15 protein-coding genes are annotated in these 16,271 nt (G+C 62.3%); 7 read left to right on the top strand and 8 right to left on the bottom strand.

The genetic code is table 11. From position 1 onward, the window contains the following. Positions 1-15 precede the first annotated feature (15 nt). From HOC_RS01095 to petA, 3 genes are read right to left on the bottom strand one after another with little or no spacing between them, the layout of a single operon-like run. Complete coding sequence (locus HOC_RS01095; RefSeq protein ID WP_035534911.1) at positions 16-1,059, bottom strand: cytochrome c1; 1,044 nt, start codon at positions 1,057-1,059, stop codon at positions 16-18. Positions 1,060-1,078: 19 nt separating this feature from the next. Then, positions 1,079-2,539 carry a cytochrome b gene (locus HOC_RS01100; protein ID WP_035534913.1) on the bottom strand — a complete coding sequence of 487 codons (1,461 nt, stop codon included), beginning with the start codon at positions 2,537-2,539 and terminating at the stop codon, positions 1,079-1,081. A gap of 15 nt (positions 2,540-2,554) precedes the next feature. Then, a complete protein-coding gene (petA, locus tag HOC_RS01105) occupies positions 2,555-3,127 on the bottom strand; it encodes a ubiquinol-cytochrome c reductase iron-sulfur subunit (protein WP_035535188.1) in 573 nt (190 codons plus the stop codon). A gap of 184 nt (positions 3,128-3,311) precedes the next feature. On the opposite strand from petA, the gene hemF reads away from it, so the two are divergent. Both hemF and HOC_RS20905 read left to right on the top strand, forming a co-directional pair. Beyond that, positions 3,312-4,196: an oxygen-dependent coproporphyrinogen oxidase gene (gene hemF, locus HOC_RS01110; RefSeq protein ID WP_035535190.1), complete on the top strand. Its 885-nt coding sequence runs from the start codon at positions 3,312-3,314 to the stop codon at positions 4,194-4,196. Between the two features lie 146 nt (positions 4,197-4,342). Then, positions 4,343-4,792 carry a TspO/MBR family protein gene (locus tag HOC_RS20905; RefSeq protein WP_162174794.1) on the top strand — a complete coding sequence of 150 codons (450 nt, stop codon included), beginning with the start codon at positions 4,343-4,345 and terminating at the stop codon, positions 4,790-4,792. On the opposite strand, the gene HOC_RS01120 is transcribed toward HOC_RS20905, so the two are convergent. From HOC_RS01120 to HOC_RS01135, 4 genes are read right to left on the bottom strand one after another with little or no spacing between them, the layout of a single operon-like run. Beyond that, positions 4,776-5,999 carry a CCA tRNA nucleotidyltransferase gene (locus HOC_RS01120; protein ID WP_035534914.1) on the bottom strand — a complete coding sequence of 408 codons (1,224 nt, stop codon included), beginning with the start codon at positions 5,997-5,999 and terminating at the stop codon, positions 4,776-4,778. The two genes, HOC_RS20905 and HOC_RS01120, sit on opposite strands and share 17 nt — an antisense overlap. Then, a complete protein-coding gene (locus tag HOC_RS01125; protein WP_035534919.1) occupies positions 5,986-6,402 on the bottom strand; it encodes a DUF6111 family protein in 417 nt (138 codons plus the stop codon). Before HOC_RS01125 ends, HOC_RS01120 begins: the two co-directional genes overlap by 14 nt. A gap of 59 nt (positions 6,403-6,461) precedes the next feature. After that, a complete protein-coding gene (locus HOC_RS01130; RefSeq protein ID WP_035534921.1) occupies positions 6,462-7,088 on the bottom strand; it encodes a CoA pyrophosphatase in 627 nt (208 codons plus the stop codon). 5 nt (positions 7,089-7,093) lie between these two features. Further along, a complete protein-coding gene (locus HOC_RS01135; protein WP_035534924.1) occupies positions 7,094-7,681 on the bottom strand; it encodes a DUF1285 domain-containing protein in 588 nt (195 codons plus the stop codon). Positions 7,682-7,755: 74 nt separating this feature from the next. Between HOC_RS01135 and HOC_RS01140 the strand changes: the two genes are divergently transcribed. Genes HOC_RS01140 through HOC_RS01160 form a run of 5 tightly spaced genes read left to right on the top strand, consistent with a single transcriptional unit; the run spans position 7,756 to position 15,014 of the window. Further along, positions 7,756-8,754 (top strand): AAA family ATPase, encoded by a 999-nt coding sequence (locus tag HOC_RS01140; protein ID WP_035534927.1) that lies wholly within the window; start codon positions 7,756-7,758, stop codon positions 8,752-8,754. Between the two features lie 2 nt (positions 8,755-8,756). Beyond that, the gene (locus tag HOC_RS01145; RefSeq protein ID WP_035534930.1) at positions 8,757-9,194 is read left to right on the top strand and encodes a hypothetical protein; all 438 of its coding nucleotides are present in this window, start codon (positions 8,757-8,759) and stop codon (positions 9,192-9,194) included. Further along, the gene (locus HOC_RS01150; RefSeq protein ID WP_035534932.1) at positions 9,191-10,057 is read left to right on the top strand and encodes a DUF58 domain-containing protein; all 867 of its coding nucleotides are present in this window, start codon (positions 9,191-9,193) and stop codon (positions 10,055-10,057) included. The genes HOC_RS01145 and HOC_RS01150 overlap by 4 nt, the downstream gene beginning before the upstream one ends. Continuing rightward, the gene (locus HOC_RS01155) at positions 10,054-12,978 is read left to right on the top strand and encodes a DUF4159 domain-containing protein (protein WP_084146068.1); all 2,925 of its coding nucleotides are present in this window, start codon (positions 10,054-10,056) and stop codon (positions 12,976-12,978) included. Before HOC_RS01150 ends, HOC_RS01155 begins: the two co-directional genes overlap by 4 nt. Beyond that, on the top strand, positions 12,975-15,014 hold the full coding sequence (locus HOC_RS01160; protein WP_035534933.1) for a hypothetical protein: 2,040 nt from the start codon (positions 12,975-12,977) through the stop codon (positions 15,012-15,014). The genes HOC_RS01155 and HOC_RS01160 overlap by 4 nt, the downstream gene beginning before the upstream one ends. A 240-nt stretch (positions 15,015-15,254) precedes the next feature. On the opposite strand, the gene HOC_RS01165 is transcribed toward HOC_RS01160, so the two are convergent. Further along, the gene (locus HOC_RS01165) at positions 15,255-16,184 is read right to left on the bottom strand and encodes a LysR family transcriptional regulator (protein WP_035534935.1); all 930 of its coding nucleotides are present in this window, start codon (positions 16,182-16,184) and stop codon (positions 15,255-15,257) included. Between the last annotated feature and the right edge of the window lie 87 nt (positions 16,185-16,271).

A 16,271-nucleotide genomic window follows, 5' to 3' on the forward strand; every position in this document is an offset into this window, starting at 1 on the left:
TTGCCGGCAAGGTGCCTAGTGCTCGACCTTGCGCCAGATGCGCTTGTAGGAGAACCAGAGCAGGACCGACAGAATGCCCAGATAGATCATGACCGGCAGGCCAAGCGACTTGCGGGTGATCTGCTTCGGCTCGCTGGCCCATGCCAGGAACTGGGCCACGTCATGGGCCATCTGTTCCGTTGTCGCCTCGGTGCCATCAGCGTAGGTGACGCGTCCCGGGGTCAGTTGCGGACCCATGGCGAGGAAACCGCCGGGAGGTGACTGGCGCGGATCGCCGATATATTGCGGGGTCGTGTCGCCTGCCATGTAGGGATTGTAGTACTGGCCAGCAGGCTGGATCAGCAGGCCGGCATCGCCGTGCTCGCCTTCAGCCGCTTCGTGACCTGCAACATGGACCTTCGACATGTCGATGATCGTCTGCATTTCGGCAGGCGTCGACACTTCAGCGACGTCGTCGCTTGGGTCATCCGGCGTGCCATTGTCCGACGCAGGTGTCGTCACGGCTGCCGGGGTAACTTCACGCGTGCTGATCGCATCTTCGTGCGGATAGCCGGAGAGCAGGCTGTAAACATAGCTGGCGCCGCCATGACGGGCCTTGACGATAACCGAGAGATCCGGTGGGGCCGCACCATTATTCGCGGCGCGGGCAGCATTCACGTTCGCATAAGGGTCACGGAATGTGTCAGCAGGCATTGCAGGACGGAAATCATAGTCGCCAACCTCATTCGGTGTCGGACTCTGGATTTCGACATCAGCGGCGAGCGCCTTGACGAACGGATTGTCGTTCGGGTTCGGATAGTCCGAATCGTAGAACGGACCGCCGGCCTCACCCAGGTTACGATAGCTCAACAGCTTCATCGAGTGGCAGGACGAGCAGACTTCCCGGTACACCTGATAGCCGCGCTGAAGGGATGGCATATCGAACTGGCCGGTGATGCCGTCGAATGGCCAGCCACCTTCAGGCTCATGCGGGTGCGCTGCGGCGCCACCTTCGGCGTGCGCCATGGCGGCGAGGCTAAGACCGGCAAGACCGGCAGCGAGGATGCGGAACGCTTTCATGGAATTCCCTCGAGGCTCCCTATTCGGCCGGAACGGCGGTTGCTGTCGACGCCTTGTGGCGCTTGAGCACGGATTTGTGGATGGATTCCGGCAGTTCCTTCGGCTTCTCGGTCAGACCGATGAAGAAGAGCATGAAGAAATAGCCGAAGTAGCAGATCGTCAGGATCAATGAGAGCTGAGCGAACTGGAAGGTCGGCGCTGCAACAGCAGCCAGCGACGGATTGGCATCTTCCGGCAGGCTGGCCATGAAGCGCTTCGCGTCAAGATAGGCTTCGCCGCCGCCCTTGTATTCGCTGGTCGCTTCCTGACCGTTCTCCGTATAGCTGACGACGAGGACCTTATCGCCCTGGAGCGCCGGGATCACAGCCGCGTCAGGCGCCTTGGCACCGCACCAGCCGAGCAGCAGGCAGACCACGACAAAGCCGAAGAAGAACTGACGGGCAACCGGACGGTAGCGCATCGACTTCACTTTCGACGTGTCGAGCCATGGCAGCACGAAGAGGATGGCGATGGCCGCGAACATGAAGATCACGCCGAGCAGCTTGGCCGGGATCGGGCCGAGATCGAACGTAATGGCGCGAAGAATGGCGTAGAATGGCAGCATGTACCATTCGGGCACGATGTGCGCCGGGGTAACCAGCGGGTTCGCTTCGATGGCCTGGTCGGCGTGGCCGAGGGCATTCGGAGCATAGAACACGAAGGCAGCAAACAGCATCAGGTAGAGCGCAATCGCGAAGCCGTCCTTGATCGTGTAATACGGGTGGAACGGCACGGTGTCCTTTTCCACGTCCTGGACTTCAACGCCGGTCGGGTTGTTGTTGCCCGGCACGTGAAGCGCCCAGATGTGCAGGATCACGACAGCGGCGATCATGAATGGCAGCAGGTAGTGCAGCGAGAAGAAGCGCTGGAGCGTCTGGTTGCCGATGGATGGTCCGCCGAGGATCCATGTCTGAAGGCTTTCACCGATCAGCGGGATGGCGCCGAACAGCGACGTGATGACGTTGGCGCCGTGATAGGACATCTGGCCCCATGGCAGCATGTAGCCGAGGAAGGCCGTTGCAATCATGAGCAGGAAGATGACGCAGCCGAGGATCCAGAGGACTTCGCGCGGGGCCTTGTACGACCCGTAATAGAGACCGCGGAACATGTGGATATAGACGGCGAAGAAGAACATCGAGGCGCCGTTGGAGTGGATATAGCGCAGCAGCCAGCCAAATGGCACGTCGCGCATGATGCGCTCGACCGAGGCGAAGGCGCCGTTGACGTTCGGCTCGTAGTGCATCGCCAGGATGACACCTGTCAGGATCTGGACCACGAGGCAGATCGCGAGGATCCCACCGAATGTGTACCAGTAGTTCAGGTTTTTCGGCGTCGGGAACGTGATTGCCGTGTCATTCGCAAAGCGGATGATGGGCAGGCGCTTGTCGAGCCATTTTTCGAAGCCGGTATTGGGCGTGTAGGATGATTCATGTCCGCTCATCAGAGGTATCCTTCCTTAGAGGGAAATGTTGACTACGGTTGCCGACACATACGTGTAGTTCGGAACCGGGAGATTCGTTGGGGCCGGGCCTTTGCGGATGCGGCCGGATGTATCGTATTGCGAGCCGTGGCACGGGCAGTACCAGCCGCCATACTCACCCACATTGCCTTGCGCAGGACCGACCGGCACGCAGCCGAGGTGGGTACAGGCGCCTGACGTGATCAGGATGGCGCGGTTCAGCTTGCCGTCCTGCATCGGGCGGAGGCGCTCGTCATCGGTTTCAGGATCGCGCAGCGTGGCAACGTTGACGTTCTCGGCGGCGGTAATCTCTGCCGGCGTACGGTGACGGATGAAGAAAGGCTTCCCGCCGATCAGAACGCGAATTTCGCTGCCGAGTGGCACTTTGGAGATATCGACATCCAGCGCCGACGCGGCGCGCGTATCGGCAGCGGGGTTCCACTGGTCGACAGCTGCGATCGCGAAGCAGGCGACACCGCCAAAAGCCACAGCGCCCGTAGCGATGTGGATAAAATTGCGGCGATCTTCGTCGACGGCATCGTCATGGGAATGTGCAGTTTGATCAGTCACGCTGTACCCGTCCTTCAAGGCAGAATCTTGGCCCCGTATTACACAAGCCGCCCTCCCCTGCCCATTGCGGCAAGGCGACACGGGAAGCCCGGTAAAACACTTATCCGACGCGCGTTATCCTGACTTGTGGCCTGTGACAACAGTGCGCTTGTCGCAGGCGCGCCAACAGCGCATCAAAAGCAGCATGACCGATAGCGATCTCAATACCCGCCAGACCCTTGCCAGCGCATGGTTCAAATCCCTTCAGGAGCAGATCTGCGCCCGCTTTGAAGCACTCGAAGATGCGGCCGGCCCACCCCTTTATAAGGGCTCCGCAGGGCGGTTCGAACTTACCGACTGGGCCCGCGGAGATGGCACGGAAGACTTGGGCGGGGGCCGTATGGGCCTTATGCGGGGCCGGGTGTTCGAGAAGGTCGGTGTCCATTTTTCCCTTGTGCACGGGACATTTTCGGAAGCTTTCGCCGCCCAGATACCCGGCGCGGACCAATCCGACGGACGATTCTGGGCCAGCGGCGTCAGCCTGATCGCCCACCCGCGAAATCCGCATGTGCCTGCTGCGCACATGAACACGCGCATGCTGGTCACCAGCGACAGCTGGTTTGGCGGCGGCGGCGACCTCAATCCCCTGCTCGATTACCAGCGCGATCAGGCGTTTGAAGATTCTGTGGATTTCCATGCCGCGATGAAGGCGGCGTGCGATTCTTATGACGGCGCAGATTTTACCGCCATGCGGGATCATTGTGATTCCTACTTCCACCTCGCCCACCGCAACGAGCCGCGCGGCACCGGCGGCATATTTTACGACCGGTTCAATTCGGGCGACTGGGATGGCGATTTCGCGTTCACGCAGGAGGTTGGTCGCCAGTTCGCCGATATCTACCCGAAACTGGTTGCCCGTCGCATGAACCGTCCGTGGAGCGAAGCCGAGCGGGAGGAGCAGCTGATCCAGCGCGGGCGCTATGTCGAGTTCAACCTGCTCTATGACCGGGGCACCACATTCGGGCTGAAAACCGGCGGCAATGTCACCAGCATTCTCTCAAGCATGCCGCCCGTGGTGAAGTGGCCCTGAGGCAATCCTGCCCTGCGCAATGCAGCATCGCGAAATAATCCCTGTTTTCAACGATCTGTCATGACGGATGGCCATTAGGCGCGTACAATCACCCTATGGTGGTGGTACGCGAATATCCCTTTCCGTGGGCAAGCGGGGTTCTGGTCGTGGCCAGCGCTGTGGTGGCGTGCGGCCTTGGCCTGATGGTGGTCAGCGGTGCATCCCTGGAATGGTATGCGGGCCTCGCAAAGCCGCCGCTCGTGCCGACCGGAACAGCCGTGATGGCCGCCTGGCCTGTGGCACTGATTACAGTCGTAGCTGGCGCGCTCATGGTTTCGAAATCGGCCGGAAGCTTCCGGGCCGCGAGCAGCGCGCTTGGCCTCTATTTCATGCTTCTCGGCGTGGGAATGATCTGGAATCTCGCCTTTTTCGGGCTTGAGGATACAGGGCTCGCCTTCTGCATCATGGCCGGCTTGTTGCTGCTGGCCTTTGCGATGGTGCGCGAGTTTGATCGGCATTCACGCACGGCAGCCCTGATCCAGCTGCCCTATCTGGGTTGGCTGCTGTTCGCGTCGTACATGACTGCGTCGCTCTGGGGCGCTAATCCGGGCGCTTGATCAGGGCGAGCAATTCTGTGCGCCCCATCGTGAAATCACTATCGATCCAGGCCGCTTCTGCCGCACGCAGGGCCTCACCGATTTCTGGGCCAATCAGTCCGGCGGCCAAGGCGTCATCCCCGCCAACCGGAAAGACAGGACGCCTCCAGTCGTCAATAATTTCAAGGTGCGCGGCCAGATAACCAGTCCGCTCTGTCTGCGCCGCCTCCAGCACAGCCCTATCCGCCACAGCTTCAGGTCCATAGGCATAGATCGCCGCATGCAGGTCCTGCGGGGCGAGGCCTTCGACATGATCCATGCCTGCGCTGGCCCAGGCTGACAGACGCCGGTGTTCCTCATTCGAGAGCTTCAGGCGCGCGGCCATCGCATCCACTTCCCGCCCGCGCCGTGGCAATAGGGCCATGACGCGGCGCATCGGGTCTGCGCTGAGGTCGGCCCGCTTTTCTGCCTCGCACAGCGCGACAAGACCGCCCGCCTCGGTGCCCGGCAGCACCTGTTCCAACACGCCCGATTCTTCCATGGCCAGCACAGCCGCAGAGGGGTCAGGCGCCGTGAGGAGCTTTTTCAGCTCTTTCCAGATGCGCTCAGCCGCAATCTTGTCGAGACCCTGCATCTGGCGCGCACAGGCGGCGAGACCGTCCGGGTCAATCGTCTCGCCATACCAGGCGTTGAAGCGGAAGAAGCGAAGGATCCGAAGATAGTCCTCGCGCAGGCGTTCATCCGCATCCCCTATGAAGATGACGCGGCCTGACAGCGCATCAGAAACGCCCTGGGCAATCGGCTCGAATACCTGACCATTGAGGTCGGCATAAAGGGCATTCAGCCGGAAATCGCGGCGCGCGGCGTCTTCCGCCCAGTCCTCAGTGAAGGCGACGACCGCGCGGCGCCCGTCCGTCTCGACGTCACGGCGCAGCGTGGTGATCTCGAATGGGCGGGACTTGTAAATGGCCGTGATCGTGCCGTGCTCGATGCCGGTTGGGAGGGCGCGGATGCCCGCGGCCTGAAGCGCCGCCATGGTTGCGGGCGGCTCCAGCTGCGTGGCGATATCAATATCGTCGTCATCCTGCGTGGTGCCACGAAACACATTACGCACGCAGCCGCCAACAAAGCGCGAGCCGCCGGGACGCGCGGCTTCGAGCGCCGCCATGACGGCCTGCGTCCCCTCCCCGCTCAGCCAGGAGGGCGAAATCGGGTCAATCGGGGTCATCTGGGCTGTCGGATTCAACGGTTTCCGGATAGCGCGCCTGGATTTCCGAAGGATCATGCGAATCGGACGGGCCATCAGCGCCCTGAGGCACGATGCCCGGATCACGCTTCAGCGGGACACCCACATCGCGTACATTCTGTTCGCACGGATAATCGCGCGCAGGAATGATCTCACCATTCTCGAACCGGGCGGGCTCGTGGCAAACATCGCGCTCTTTCTTTTCCAGCAGGATCAACAGGAACCAGACCGCCGTCGCCAGAACCAAACCGATCAGGAACAGGATCTGGATCGGCCATTTGCGGCGCCCCTCGACTTCCGCATTGGTCGTGACCAGCACGTAGAGCCCGAACACGAGGAACGGGATCGAAAAGATAAAGAGCTCAAAAACGAGTCTGCCAGCCAAAAGTCCCCTCCAATTCAGGTCTCTGTCTAGATAAGCCCCTAAACGCTCATTCCAAACCCCTAATCGCCCCCTTCATATAGCGTCTGGTAGAGACGGCGGATAATCCCGGCCGTGACACCCCAGATACGATAGCCGTTATGGGGCATCTCGTAATACTCACGCTTCTTTCCCTTGTACGTGGCGTGGCCCATCGTGTGGTTCGCCGTGTTCATCAGGAATTCGAGCGGGGTTTCGAACACATCGGCCACTTCCGTCGGGTCTGGCACGGGAACAAAATCGGCCGGAAGCACGCCCAGCACAGGCGTGATGCGAAAGCGCGTGCCGGTCACATAGGGCGCCGCCTTGCCGATCACTTCCACGTCCTCGGGTACGACACCGACCTCTTCTTCTGCTTCACGCAGGGCGGCGGCGACCTCGTCCACGTCAATCGGGTCGACCTTGCCCCCCGGAAAGGCGACCTGCCCCGGATGGGAGGCCATCGTTGTCGGGCGCACAGTGAGCAGGGCCGTGGCGCCACTCTTTCGCGGGATGATGCCGATCAATACGGCCGCAGGGCGGATGATGGCCACTTCTTCCGGCGTCAGGAAATCCAGGTCGCCGGTGTCCTGCAGCGTCATTTCGTCCATGGGCGGCGTCAACCGGGCAGCGGCGCGCGTCAGGAAATCATCGAGATTGGTATACGGCATCCGGCTCAGGCTGCCGCGCCAATGGGAAAGAATACGCCCTGGCTCCAGACACCGAGCACCGTTTCGTCTTTCGGATCAGCCTCTGCCATATCGACCAGCTCATAAAAGGCCGGTCGCGCGATCTTGGCCTCCAGCCGTCCGCGCACCAGGACATAAGGCGCAGGTTCGCCGGTCTCGGCATCGGTTTCGACGCGGATCGGATTGTCCGGCCCGGCCACGGCTACATCGCCGACATTGGTGAGGAAGGCGAGCGCCTGCTGCGGCCCTGCCTCGCCTGCGCGATCAACGCGCACGGCAATGAAGGGCGCATCCTCAACATCCACGACGACTTTTTCATAGGGCGTGACGAGATAGGTTTTCCCGTCTTCATCCTTGCGCAGGATGCGCGAGAACATTTTCACCATGCGCTCGCGATTCATGCGGCCGCCTTCATGCCACCAGCTGCCATCGGCGCGGATGGCCATGTCGATATCGCCGCAATTTTGCGGATTCCACGAATCCACAGGCGGCAGCTTCCCGGACAGCTTGCCATCCGGCAGGATAGCCTTAAGCGTCTCCTCTAGGCTCAATGTGTTGTCGGGACTGGATTTCACGTCTCACTCCGCCATGATGACGCCTTAGACATAGGTTTGTTTACCAGATACGTGAAGCCGGAGGCGCTCTTTATATGGCCGATACTGCAGTCGATACGAATGACATAGTTGCCGAGGCCGAGGCCGCAACCGAGACCCTGCGTCAGGTGAAGGCCGAAATCGGCAAGGCTGTCTTCGGGCAGGAGCGCGTCATCGAGCTGGCTTTGGCCGCTGTTTTGGCAGGTGGTCACGCGCTGTTGATCGGCGCGCCGGGCCTTGCCAAGACGCGCCTCGTCGAGGCGATGGGCACAGCGCTCGGCCTGTCAAACCAACGAATCCAGTTCACGCCGGACCTGATGCCATCCGACATCCTCGGCTCGGAAGTCATGGACGAGACCGCCGAAGGCCAGCGCAGCTTCCGCTTCCTGCGCGGCCCGATCTTCACCCAGCTGCTGATGGCCGACGAAATCAACCGCGCCTCGCCCCGCACGCAGTCTGCCCTGCTTCAGGCCATGCAGGAGCGTCATGTGACCGTTGCAGGCATGCGCCATGACCTGCCCGCGCCCTTCCACGTGCTGGCCACCCAGAACCCGATCGAGCAGGAAGGCACCTATCCCCTGCCGGAAGCCCAGCTCGACCGTTTCCTCTTGAAAGTGGATGTCGCCTATCCTGACCTCGATACCGAGCGCCGCATCCTGATCGAGACGACTGGCGGCGCCGAAGGCACCGTGCGCGCGGCGCTCGATGCGGACCATCTCATCGCCATTCAGGCCCTCGTGCGCCGCATGCCGGTTGGCGAGAAAATCGTCTCGGCGATCCTCAGCCTGATCCGCGAAGCGCGGCCCGAGCAGACCTCTGACGCCCGCGTTCAGCGCCTCGTCGACTGGGGCCCAAGCCCGCGCGCCGGGCAGGCACTGATGCTGGCGGCACGCTCGCGCGCGCTGCTGCGCGGACGCCTCGCGCCATCGATTGAAGATGTCGAAGCGCTCGCCGAACCCTGCCTCGGCCACCGCATGGCCATGCGCTATGACCCGACCGGCGAAGCGCCGAGCCTGACCGACCTGATCAACGACCTCGCGCGGAAGGTGGCGTAATTTTGTTCAAGCGATTGAGTGTAACCTTGGCGATGCCGATCCTCTTCGGCCCTTTCCTAGCGCAAGCTCAAGAGCAAAGAGAATTATTGGATTGCCTAGCCGCCAAAATCGTCGCCCACCAATTTGAAATAAAAAAGGAAAATATGCGGTACGCTGAAGACCCTCTTGGATTAAAGCCTAAGTCCTGGACTTTTGCTACCGAAAGTGGGGTTGTGCTTTTTGAGCGTGAGCTTTCAGGCAAACCTTCGACCTACAAGGCAACCAACGAAACTTTCGAAATAGTGCTTCCAAATGAAAATGACCAAACCTACGTCTTAGAGAAATACGAAGAATTAGCCGTCCCGGCACAAAAAGCCTTAGACAATAAAGATTGGAATGCACTTCGTGATCTTAGAGGAAGTGCAAGTCGCTGTCCGATACGAGCGCGCGACAATAAATGATTCCCTTCTCCGATCTTCGCGCTGAAGCCGAGGCGCTGGCCCGCCAGCTGCCTAACCTGAACTTCAAGGCCGAGGCCTCTGAAGCTGCCCATATCGGCAGCGCAGGGCGTCGCCGCGCGGGCACGGGAGAGCAGTTCTGGCAGTATCGCCACCACACGCAGGAAGACGCCGCCGACCGGGTCGACTGGCGCCGGTCGGCCAAGGGCAACGACCTGTTCGTGCGCGAGACAGAACTCGAAACCGCGCGCACGGTGCTGTTCTGGTGCGACCCGCATCCGGGCTTCAACTGGAAGGGCGAAGGCGACATCCGCACCAAGGCGGATGAAGCACGCCTCCTGATGCTGGCGCTTGGCCTGATGATGTCCAAGGATGGCGAGCGTATCGGCGCGCTTGGCGCTGGCCGCACGCCGAGCTTCGGCAAACGCGCGGTTGATCGGCTGTCGGAGGATATTTCCAATGGCGCGGGCCGCCCCTTCCCGCCGCCGCCACGCACATCGGCCACCCTGGTGATTGCGTCCGATTTCTATGATCCAATCCCGGAATGGCAGGCGCGCCTGAAGCCGCTCGCTGCCAAATGCCCCGAAGGGGTTCTGTTGGCGGTCGCCGCGCCCATCGAACTCGATTTTCCGTTCCAGGGCCGCGTCAAGCTGCACCGGCCCGGCGCCATGGTTGACCGCATCCTTGGCCGCGCCGAAACGATGCGCGACGAGTACAAGCGCAAGTTTGCCGAACAGCGCGACGCCTTGCAGACACTCACCACCCAGATCGGCTGGCGCCTTGTCACACATACGACCGCCACACCCAGCCTGCATGGCGCCGCCCGCCTGAAAATGGCGCTTGAGAGTTTCGGGGCGCGCGGATGACAGCACTGGGCCCATTCCTCTTCGGCGCACCACTGGCGCTGTTCGCGCTCCTGGCGCTGCCAATCATCTGGTGGGTGCTGCGGGCAACGCCGCCTGCGCCAAAGGATGTCGAGCTGCCGTCACTGCGCCTGCTCGAAGGCGTCGAGCCAAAAGAAGAAACACCTGCCCGCACGCCCTGGTGGGTCTGGCTGATCCGCACGCTGGCCGCAGCCGCCGCCATCGCCGGCCTATCCCAGCCCGTCTATGCGCCCGGCGCGAAGAATGAGGCCGCCGATGCCGGCGGCGCATTGCTGGTTGTCGTGGACAATGGCTGGCCTTCGGCGCCGCGCTGGAGCGAGCTGGTGGACGCCGCAACCGCAACGCTCGATACGGGCGGGCGCGATGCTCCGGCGCATCTCCTGCTGACCGCGCCGCAGACACTGAATGCCGATCCCGCAACGCGCCTGTCGCGCGCCGACATGGCCAAGCGCCTGAATTCGCTTCGTCCACAGCCTTGGGGCACAGACCGGACCGAGGCGCTGAAACGACTGAAAGACTCCGGCCTGAAACCGGACCGCATTTTCTGGGCAAGTGATGGCGTTGAGGATGAAGGCGGGCGCGCCTTTGCCGCCGCGCTAGCTGCGATGGCGCCGCTCTCGGTCTATGCTGCGCCGCCCACCGGCCCTGCTGCCATCACCGGAATCTCCTCGCAGACAGACTCGGTGTCTGTCACCGCGCGCCGCGTCCAGCCGCGCGGCGAGGAGCGCAGCTTTGTGTCCGCCCTCACGCTGGATGGTTCCGCCCTCGCCACATCGGAAGTCGTGTTTGCGGACGGCGAGCGCGAGGCCACTGCCAGCTTCACCATCCCCGCCGCAGCCCTCTCGCGTGTGGCGCGTTTCACCGCGACAGGCCGTCAGGGCGCAGGCACGGTCTGGCTCTGGGATTCATCTGACAGGTCGCGCCGTGTGGGTCTCGTCGATGCAGGCGCTGCCGCGCAGCCGCTTCTCTCCGATATGCACTATGTCCGTAAGGCACTCGAACCCTTTGCCTCGATCACCGAAGGCAGCATTGAATCGCTGGTCGCCACATCGCCCGATGCGATCATCCTGACAGACATTGGCCAGATCCAGCCGGAAGACGCGAAACGCCTGACAGAATGGGTGGAGCAAGGCGGCGCGCTGATCCGCTTTGCCGGGCCGCACCTTGCGTCTCAGGGTGATGACCTGCTTCCCGTGGCGCTGCGCCGATCCTCCCGCGCGCTGGGTGGCGCACTCGCCTGGGACGAACCACAGGCCATGGCGCCCTTCCCCGCAACATCGCCCTTTGCGGGCCTGCCCATTCCATCAGACGTGCGCATCCGCCAACAGGTGCTCGCGAAGCCTGCACCGGATCTCGGACGCAAGACATGGGCCCGCCTCGCCGATGGCAGCCCGCTGGTGACATCGGACTCGCGCGGATCAGGCACGCTGATCCTGTTCCACATCACCGCCGGGCCGGACTGGTCGAACCTGCCCTATTCCGCCACGTTCGAGCAGATGCTGCGCCGCTCCATTGCGGCCGGACGCGGGGAAGCGGTCAGCGACGCCGAGGGCGCCTACACGCCGCAACTGGTGCTTGACGGTTACGGTCGTCTGGCTGCAGCGGGCGCCAGTGCGGCGCCCCTTAAAGCTGGCGATTTCGACACGGTAAAACCATCCGAAGCCCATCCGCCGGGCCTCTATCAGGGGCCTTCAGGCACCCTTGCGCTCAATGCTGGTGCCGACGCCAAACCAAACCTGATCGATACATGGCCGATGTCAGCGCGCCTGCTGGGTGATGCAGAGGCGCGCTCGCTGCGGCTTGCCGGGCCGTTGCTTGCGATTGCCGCCATCCTGCTCGTGCTGGACCTGTTCATTGCCCTCCTTGTGGCCGGTCACCTGCCCCGACTGGGGCGCTCGGCAAAGGGCGCAGCGGCCCTGCTCCTGATCTGCGCCATGGCCGCCACCCTGCCGCAAGGCGCCGAAGCCCAGTCCTATCGCTATCAGCAGATGCCGGACGGCTCCTTCCGCCGCGTCTCGACAGCGCCGCAGGTTGATGCGCTTCCGCGCACCGGCAATGCGACTCAGAAGGAGATCGACGCGGCCCTGACAATGCGCTTCGGCTATGTGGAAACCGACAATGGCGCCCTCAATGAGCGCACCCGCGCGGGCCTGTCAGGCCTCTCCTCCGTGCTCAGCTTACGCACGTCCGTCGAGCCCGCCGAGCCAGATGCCCTGAACCTCGAGACGGACGCGCTGGAACTCTATCCACTGATCTACTTCAACGTCTCCGACCACGCCCCGCCGCTGTCAGACATGGCCATTGCGCATCTCAACACCTATCTCCGCTCTGGCGGCGCGCTGATTATCGACACGCGTGCAGGCGGAACGGTTGGCACGGACACGAGTGTGGCTCCGCTGGAAAAATTGCTTGAGGGGCTCGATGCCCCGCCCCTGCAACCGGTGCCAGCCAATCATGTCCTCGCACGCAGTTTCTACCTGCTTGACGATTTTCCCGGCCGCTTTGCAAACCGCCGCCTGTGGATCGAGAAAACCGGCGGCCCCAACGCTCCGCGCGGCGACGGCGTCTCGCGCCTGTTTGTCGGGGATGCAGACTGGGCGTCCGCCTGGGCGGTGGATGACCGGGGCCGCGACCTCTATTCCGTTGATGGTGGCCCGCAGCAACGCGAAATGGCGCGCCGCTTTGGCGTCAATCTCGTGATGTATGTCCTGACCGGCAACTACAAGGACGACCAGGTTCACCTCCCAGCCCTTCTCGAACGCCTCGGCGAGGGCGAAGGCGAAATCAGCAACACGGGCGCCGAGGATGGCGGCGCCATCGCGCCGAACGATTTGCGTGGCACCGCTCCCGGGAATGACCTGAGCGACGTATTGGGCCCGTCGCCTGAAAGAGACCCGCAATGATCGATGCGACACGCCTCAACTTTGAGCCATTCCTCGGCTGGCCGGTCTTCTGGCTGGTCGTCGCCGTCGCTGTACTAGCGTGGGGCGCCTATGTCGTGCTGCGTGGCAGGGCCGCGCTGACACGCGGACTGGCTTTGACATTGCTCGCGGCCGCCCTCTCCAATCCGTCTCTCGTGGAAGAAGAACGCGAGCCCTTGCCCTCGGTGGCCGCACTCATCCTCGACCGATCCGAGAGCATGCAGTTCGGCGACCGGGCGAGCGCCGCCAATGCCGCCTTCATAGAGCTGAAGTCAAAACTTGAGGCCGACACGTCGCTGGAAGTCCGCATACTGGAATCCGACCCGCATGATGATGGCACGCATCTCTATGGCGCGCTGGAAGGTCTGATGGCGGATGTTCCTCGCGACCGGATTGCGGGCGCGATATTTGTGACCGATGGTCAGGTCCACGACCTGCCAACCGGCGCGGACCAGGGCAGGGCCATCGGGCCGGTTCATGGGCTCGTCGTGGGCGATCCTGATCGCGGCGACCGGAGGGTCCGGATCGTCGACGCTCCTAATTTCGGGATTGTTGGCGAAACCGCAAACCTGATCGTGCGCGTCGATGACCCGGATGGCGGCGAAGTTGAACTCAGTGTGTCGCTGAATGGCGGACAGGCCGAACGCGTAAAGGTGAAGGCCGGCGAGGATACGCCGCTGCCGATTGAGATCGAGCGGCGGGGCGAGAATGTGATTGTCGTCGAAGTTCCGCCGGGCCGCGAAGAGCTGACATTGGCGAACAATCGTACCGCCTCGACGCTGGCAGGCGTGCGCGACAGGCTGCGCGTGCTTCTTGTCACCGGCAAGCCAAACCAGGCCGGACGTGTCTGGCGCGACCTCTTGAAATCCGACCCCTCGGTCGACCTCGTTCACTTCACCATCCTTCGCCCCCCCTACAAGACCGATTACACGCCGACCGACGAACTCGCGCTGATCGCCTTCCCGACAGAGGAATTGTTCGAGGACAAGCTGAAGGATTTCGACCTCATCATCTTCGACCAGTATGAGCGCCGGGGCGTCATCACCCAGTCTTACCTCGCGAACATGGCCCGCTATGTGACCGATGGCGGGGCGCTGCTGATTGCGGCAGGCGAGCCCTTCGCAGGGCCGGGAAGCCTCGCCCGCTCTCCCCTCGCCGCCGTTCTCCCCGCCTCCCCGACCGGGCGCATCCGTACGGGCGAGTTCATCCCGAAACTCACTGAAGTCGGCAAGCGCCACGCCGTGACGGCGCCGCTTGATGGCCAGAAATGGGGCGGCTGGATGCGCTATATCGAGGCCACTGCGCAGGCGGGCGACGTGCTGATGAGCGGGCCGGACGACAAGCCGCTCTTTATTGTCGACCGCGTCGACAAGGGCCGCGTGGGCATGCTGATGTCCGACCAGATCTGGCTCTGGGCACGTGGCCATGATGGCGGCGGCCCCTTCTCGGAATTGATCCGGCGCACAGTCCACTGGATGATGAAAGAGCCGGAACTAGAAGAGCGCCGGCTCAGCCTCGTGGCTGAAGGCGATACCGCCAAGATGGAGCTGCGCACCCTGCTCGATACTGCGCCGCCGCTCCAGCTGGAAACACCGGAAGGTCGCATCCTTGAACCCATCTGGAGACAGAAGGCCCCCGGCATCTTCACGGCCGAAGCGCCTATCGACCAGTTGGGACTCTACCGGGCCGAAGCTGGCGGGCTGGAAGCGGTGGCCCTGAACGGTCCCGCCAATCCGAAGGAATATGCCGACCTTCAGTCCAGCACCGAGATAATGGCGCCTTTCTCGAAACAGACCGGCGGCGGCGTCTTCCGACTGAATGCGGCGGGTACGGATATTCCTGATATACGCCGCGTCAGCGCACGCGGTGCGGCGGCTGGCAATAACTGGCTGGGCCTGCGTGAGCGCGGCGCCTATGCGGTTCGCTCGTCCACGAGCCAGCCGCTGCTGCCAGGCATTCTTGCAGCTGCGCTGCTGGTGATCCTGTTGATTTTGGCGTGGCGGCGTGAGGGTCAATAAGCAGCCGCTTCAACTCGCATCAAACAATCGATTGGGAGAATGGGTCTCATAAAGGGGCAAATGCCAGGCAGCGGGGATACACTGCCTGGCAAAGTGCCTTTTAGCCGTGATGCGGCTCTGGGTGGGGGACGCGCCACATCACAAAGACCAAGGTCAGTTACGACAGCACACTCCTGAGTACAATTGAGTAATTGTTGCTTATTTGTGCGCAACAGTCTCAAGTTAACCTTTGAGGGGAATTCACGATAACTCTTTCAACCGTTGAGCATTTTCGCGGCTGAGTGTTCGTCCAACGGAATCAACACACCCCAGAAGATCGCGAATATGGGGCTCCTGTTCCGCCTCTCGCCGGAAGCCCAGCCCCACGCGATAGTCGGGTAATCCCGGAAGCCGCTTTCCTGCGAGGCGGCCGCTATCGAGATTGGCCTGCGCCAGAGACACCGGAACAATCGTCAGGATATCTGACATCATCGAGAGGTTCATGCAGGCGGTCGGGCTGTAGAGCGTATATTGCGGCGCATCCGCACCGGCCAGGGCTTCCGCCATTCCGTCCGGCAGCTGGCCATCGAGATAGTCGAGATACCCGGGGAAGGCCCATGGAAAAGCCAGCAGCGATTCAAACTGGTTGTCCATGTCCATGATCGGATGGTTTGGCCGGAACACCATGATGTAGGGCTCAGACATGATCTCATTGAACCGCAGTCGGCTGGCGTGCGGCATGGCCTGCAGGGTCGACATGTTGAAAATAACCACGTCAGCGTGTCGTTGCACCAGCGCTTCAACAGCGGCGTGGGGTGACATCACATCGGCCCGAACACGCATGCGCGGCGCGACCTGTCGATAGGCATTGATGACGGTCGGCAGGAGGATGTCATAGGCGATAGGCCCACCGACAATCTTTAGCTCCCGGTCGCCGGACACGGTCTCGCGCATCACAGTCGCTGAAAAGGCCAGCAATTCCACCGCCCGCGGATAGAGGCGCTCACCCGCCTCTGTCGGTACAACAGAGCGCGTTGTGCGATAGAAGAGCGGTGTGTCCCAGGCGTCTTCGAGGGCCTTGATGGCGCGCGTAACGGCCGAGTGCGTCAGATGCAGTTCCTCGGCGGCCTTGGAAAAACTCAAAAGCCTGTAGACGGCTTCGAAATACTGGATCAGGCGGAGATCCGTCATTTGTCACCCCCATGCACAAGACGCCCTGATTGGTAACTAAAGCGCGCAGGCAAGCTTGGCAATCAAGCGCTCGAGCGGATGTGTCGC

The organism is Hyphomonas oceanitis SCH89 (assembly GCF_000685295.1).
Taxonomy (GTDB): domain Bacteria; phylum Pseudomonadota; class Alphaproteobacteria; order Caulobacterales; family Hyphomonadaceae; genus Hyphomonas; species Hyphomonas oceanitis.

What these genes read in the sequence shown, in the direction of transcription:
- HOC_RS01130 (WP_035534921.1), bottom strand. Translation starts at nt 7,088, where the DNA reads ATGCCGTATACCAATCTCGATGATTTCCTGACGCGCGCCGCTGCCCGG.
- HOC_RS01140 (WP_035534927.1), top strand. Translation starts at nt 7,756, where the DNA reads ATGGCCGATACTGCAGTCGATACGAATGACATAGTTGCCGAGGCCGAG.
- hemF (WP_035535190.1), top strand. Translation starts at nt 3,312, where the DNA reads ATGACCGATAGCGATCTCAATACCCGCCAGACCCTTGCCAGCGCATGG.
- HOC_RS01160 (WP_035534933.1), top strand. Translation starts at nt 12,975, where the DNA reads ATGATCGATGCGACACGCCTCAACTTTGAGCCATTCCTCGGCTGGCCG.
- HOC_RS01100 (WP_035534913.1), bottom strand. Translation starts at nt 2,539, where the DNA reads ATGAGCGGACATGAATCATCCTACACGCCCAATACCGGCTTCGAAAAA.
- HOC_RS01150 (WP_035534932.1), top strand. Translation starts at nt 9,191, where the DNA reads ATGATTCCCTTCTCCGATCTTCGCGCTGAAGCCGAGGCGCTGGCCCGC.
- HOC_RS01165 (WP_035534935.1), bottom strand. Translation starts at nt 16,184, where the DNA reads ATGACGGATCTCCGCCTGATCCAGTATTTCGAAGCCGTCTACAGGCTT.
- HOC_RS01120 (WP_035534914.1), bottom strand. Translation starts at nt 5,999, where the DNA reads ATGACCCCGATTGACCCGATTTCGCCCTCCTGGCTGAGCGGGGAGGGG.
- HOC_RS01155 (WP_084146068.1), top strand. Translation starts at nt 10,054, where the DNA reads ATGACAGCACTGGGCCCATTCCTCTTCGGCGCACCACTGGCGCTGTTC.
- HOC_RS01095 (WP_035534911.1), bottom strand. Translation starts at nt 1,059, where the DNA reads ATGAAAGCGTTCCGCATCCTCGCTGCCGGTCTTGCCGGTCTTAGCCTC.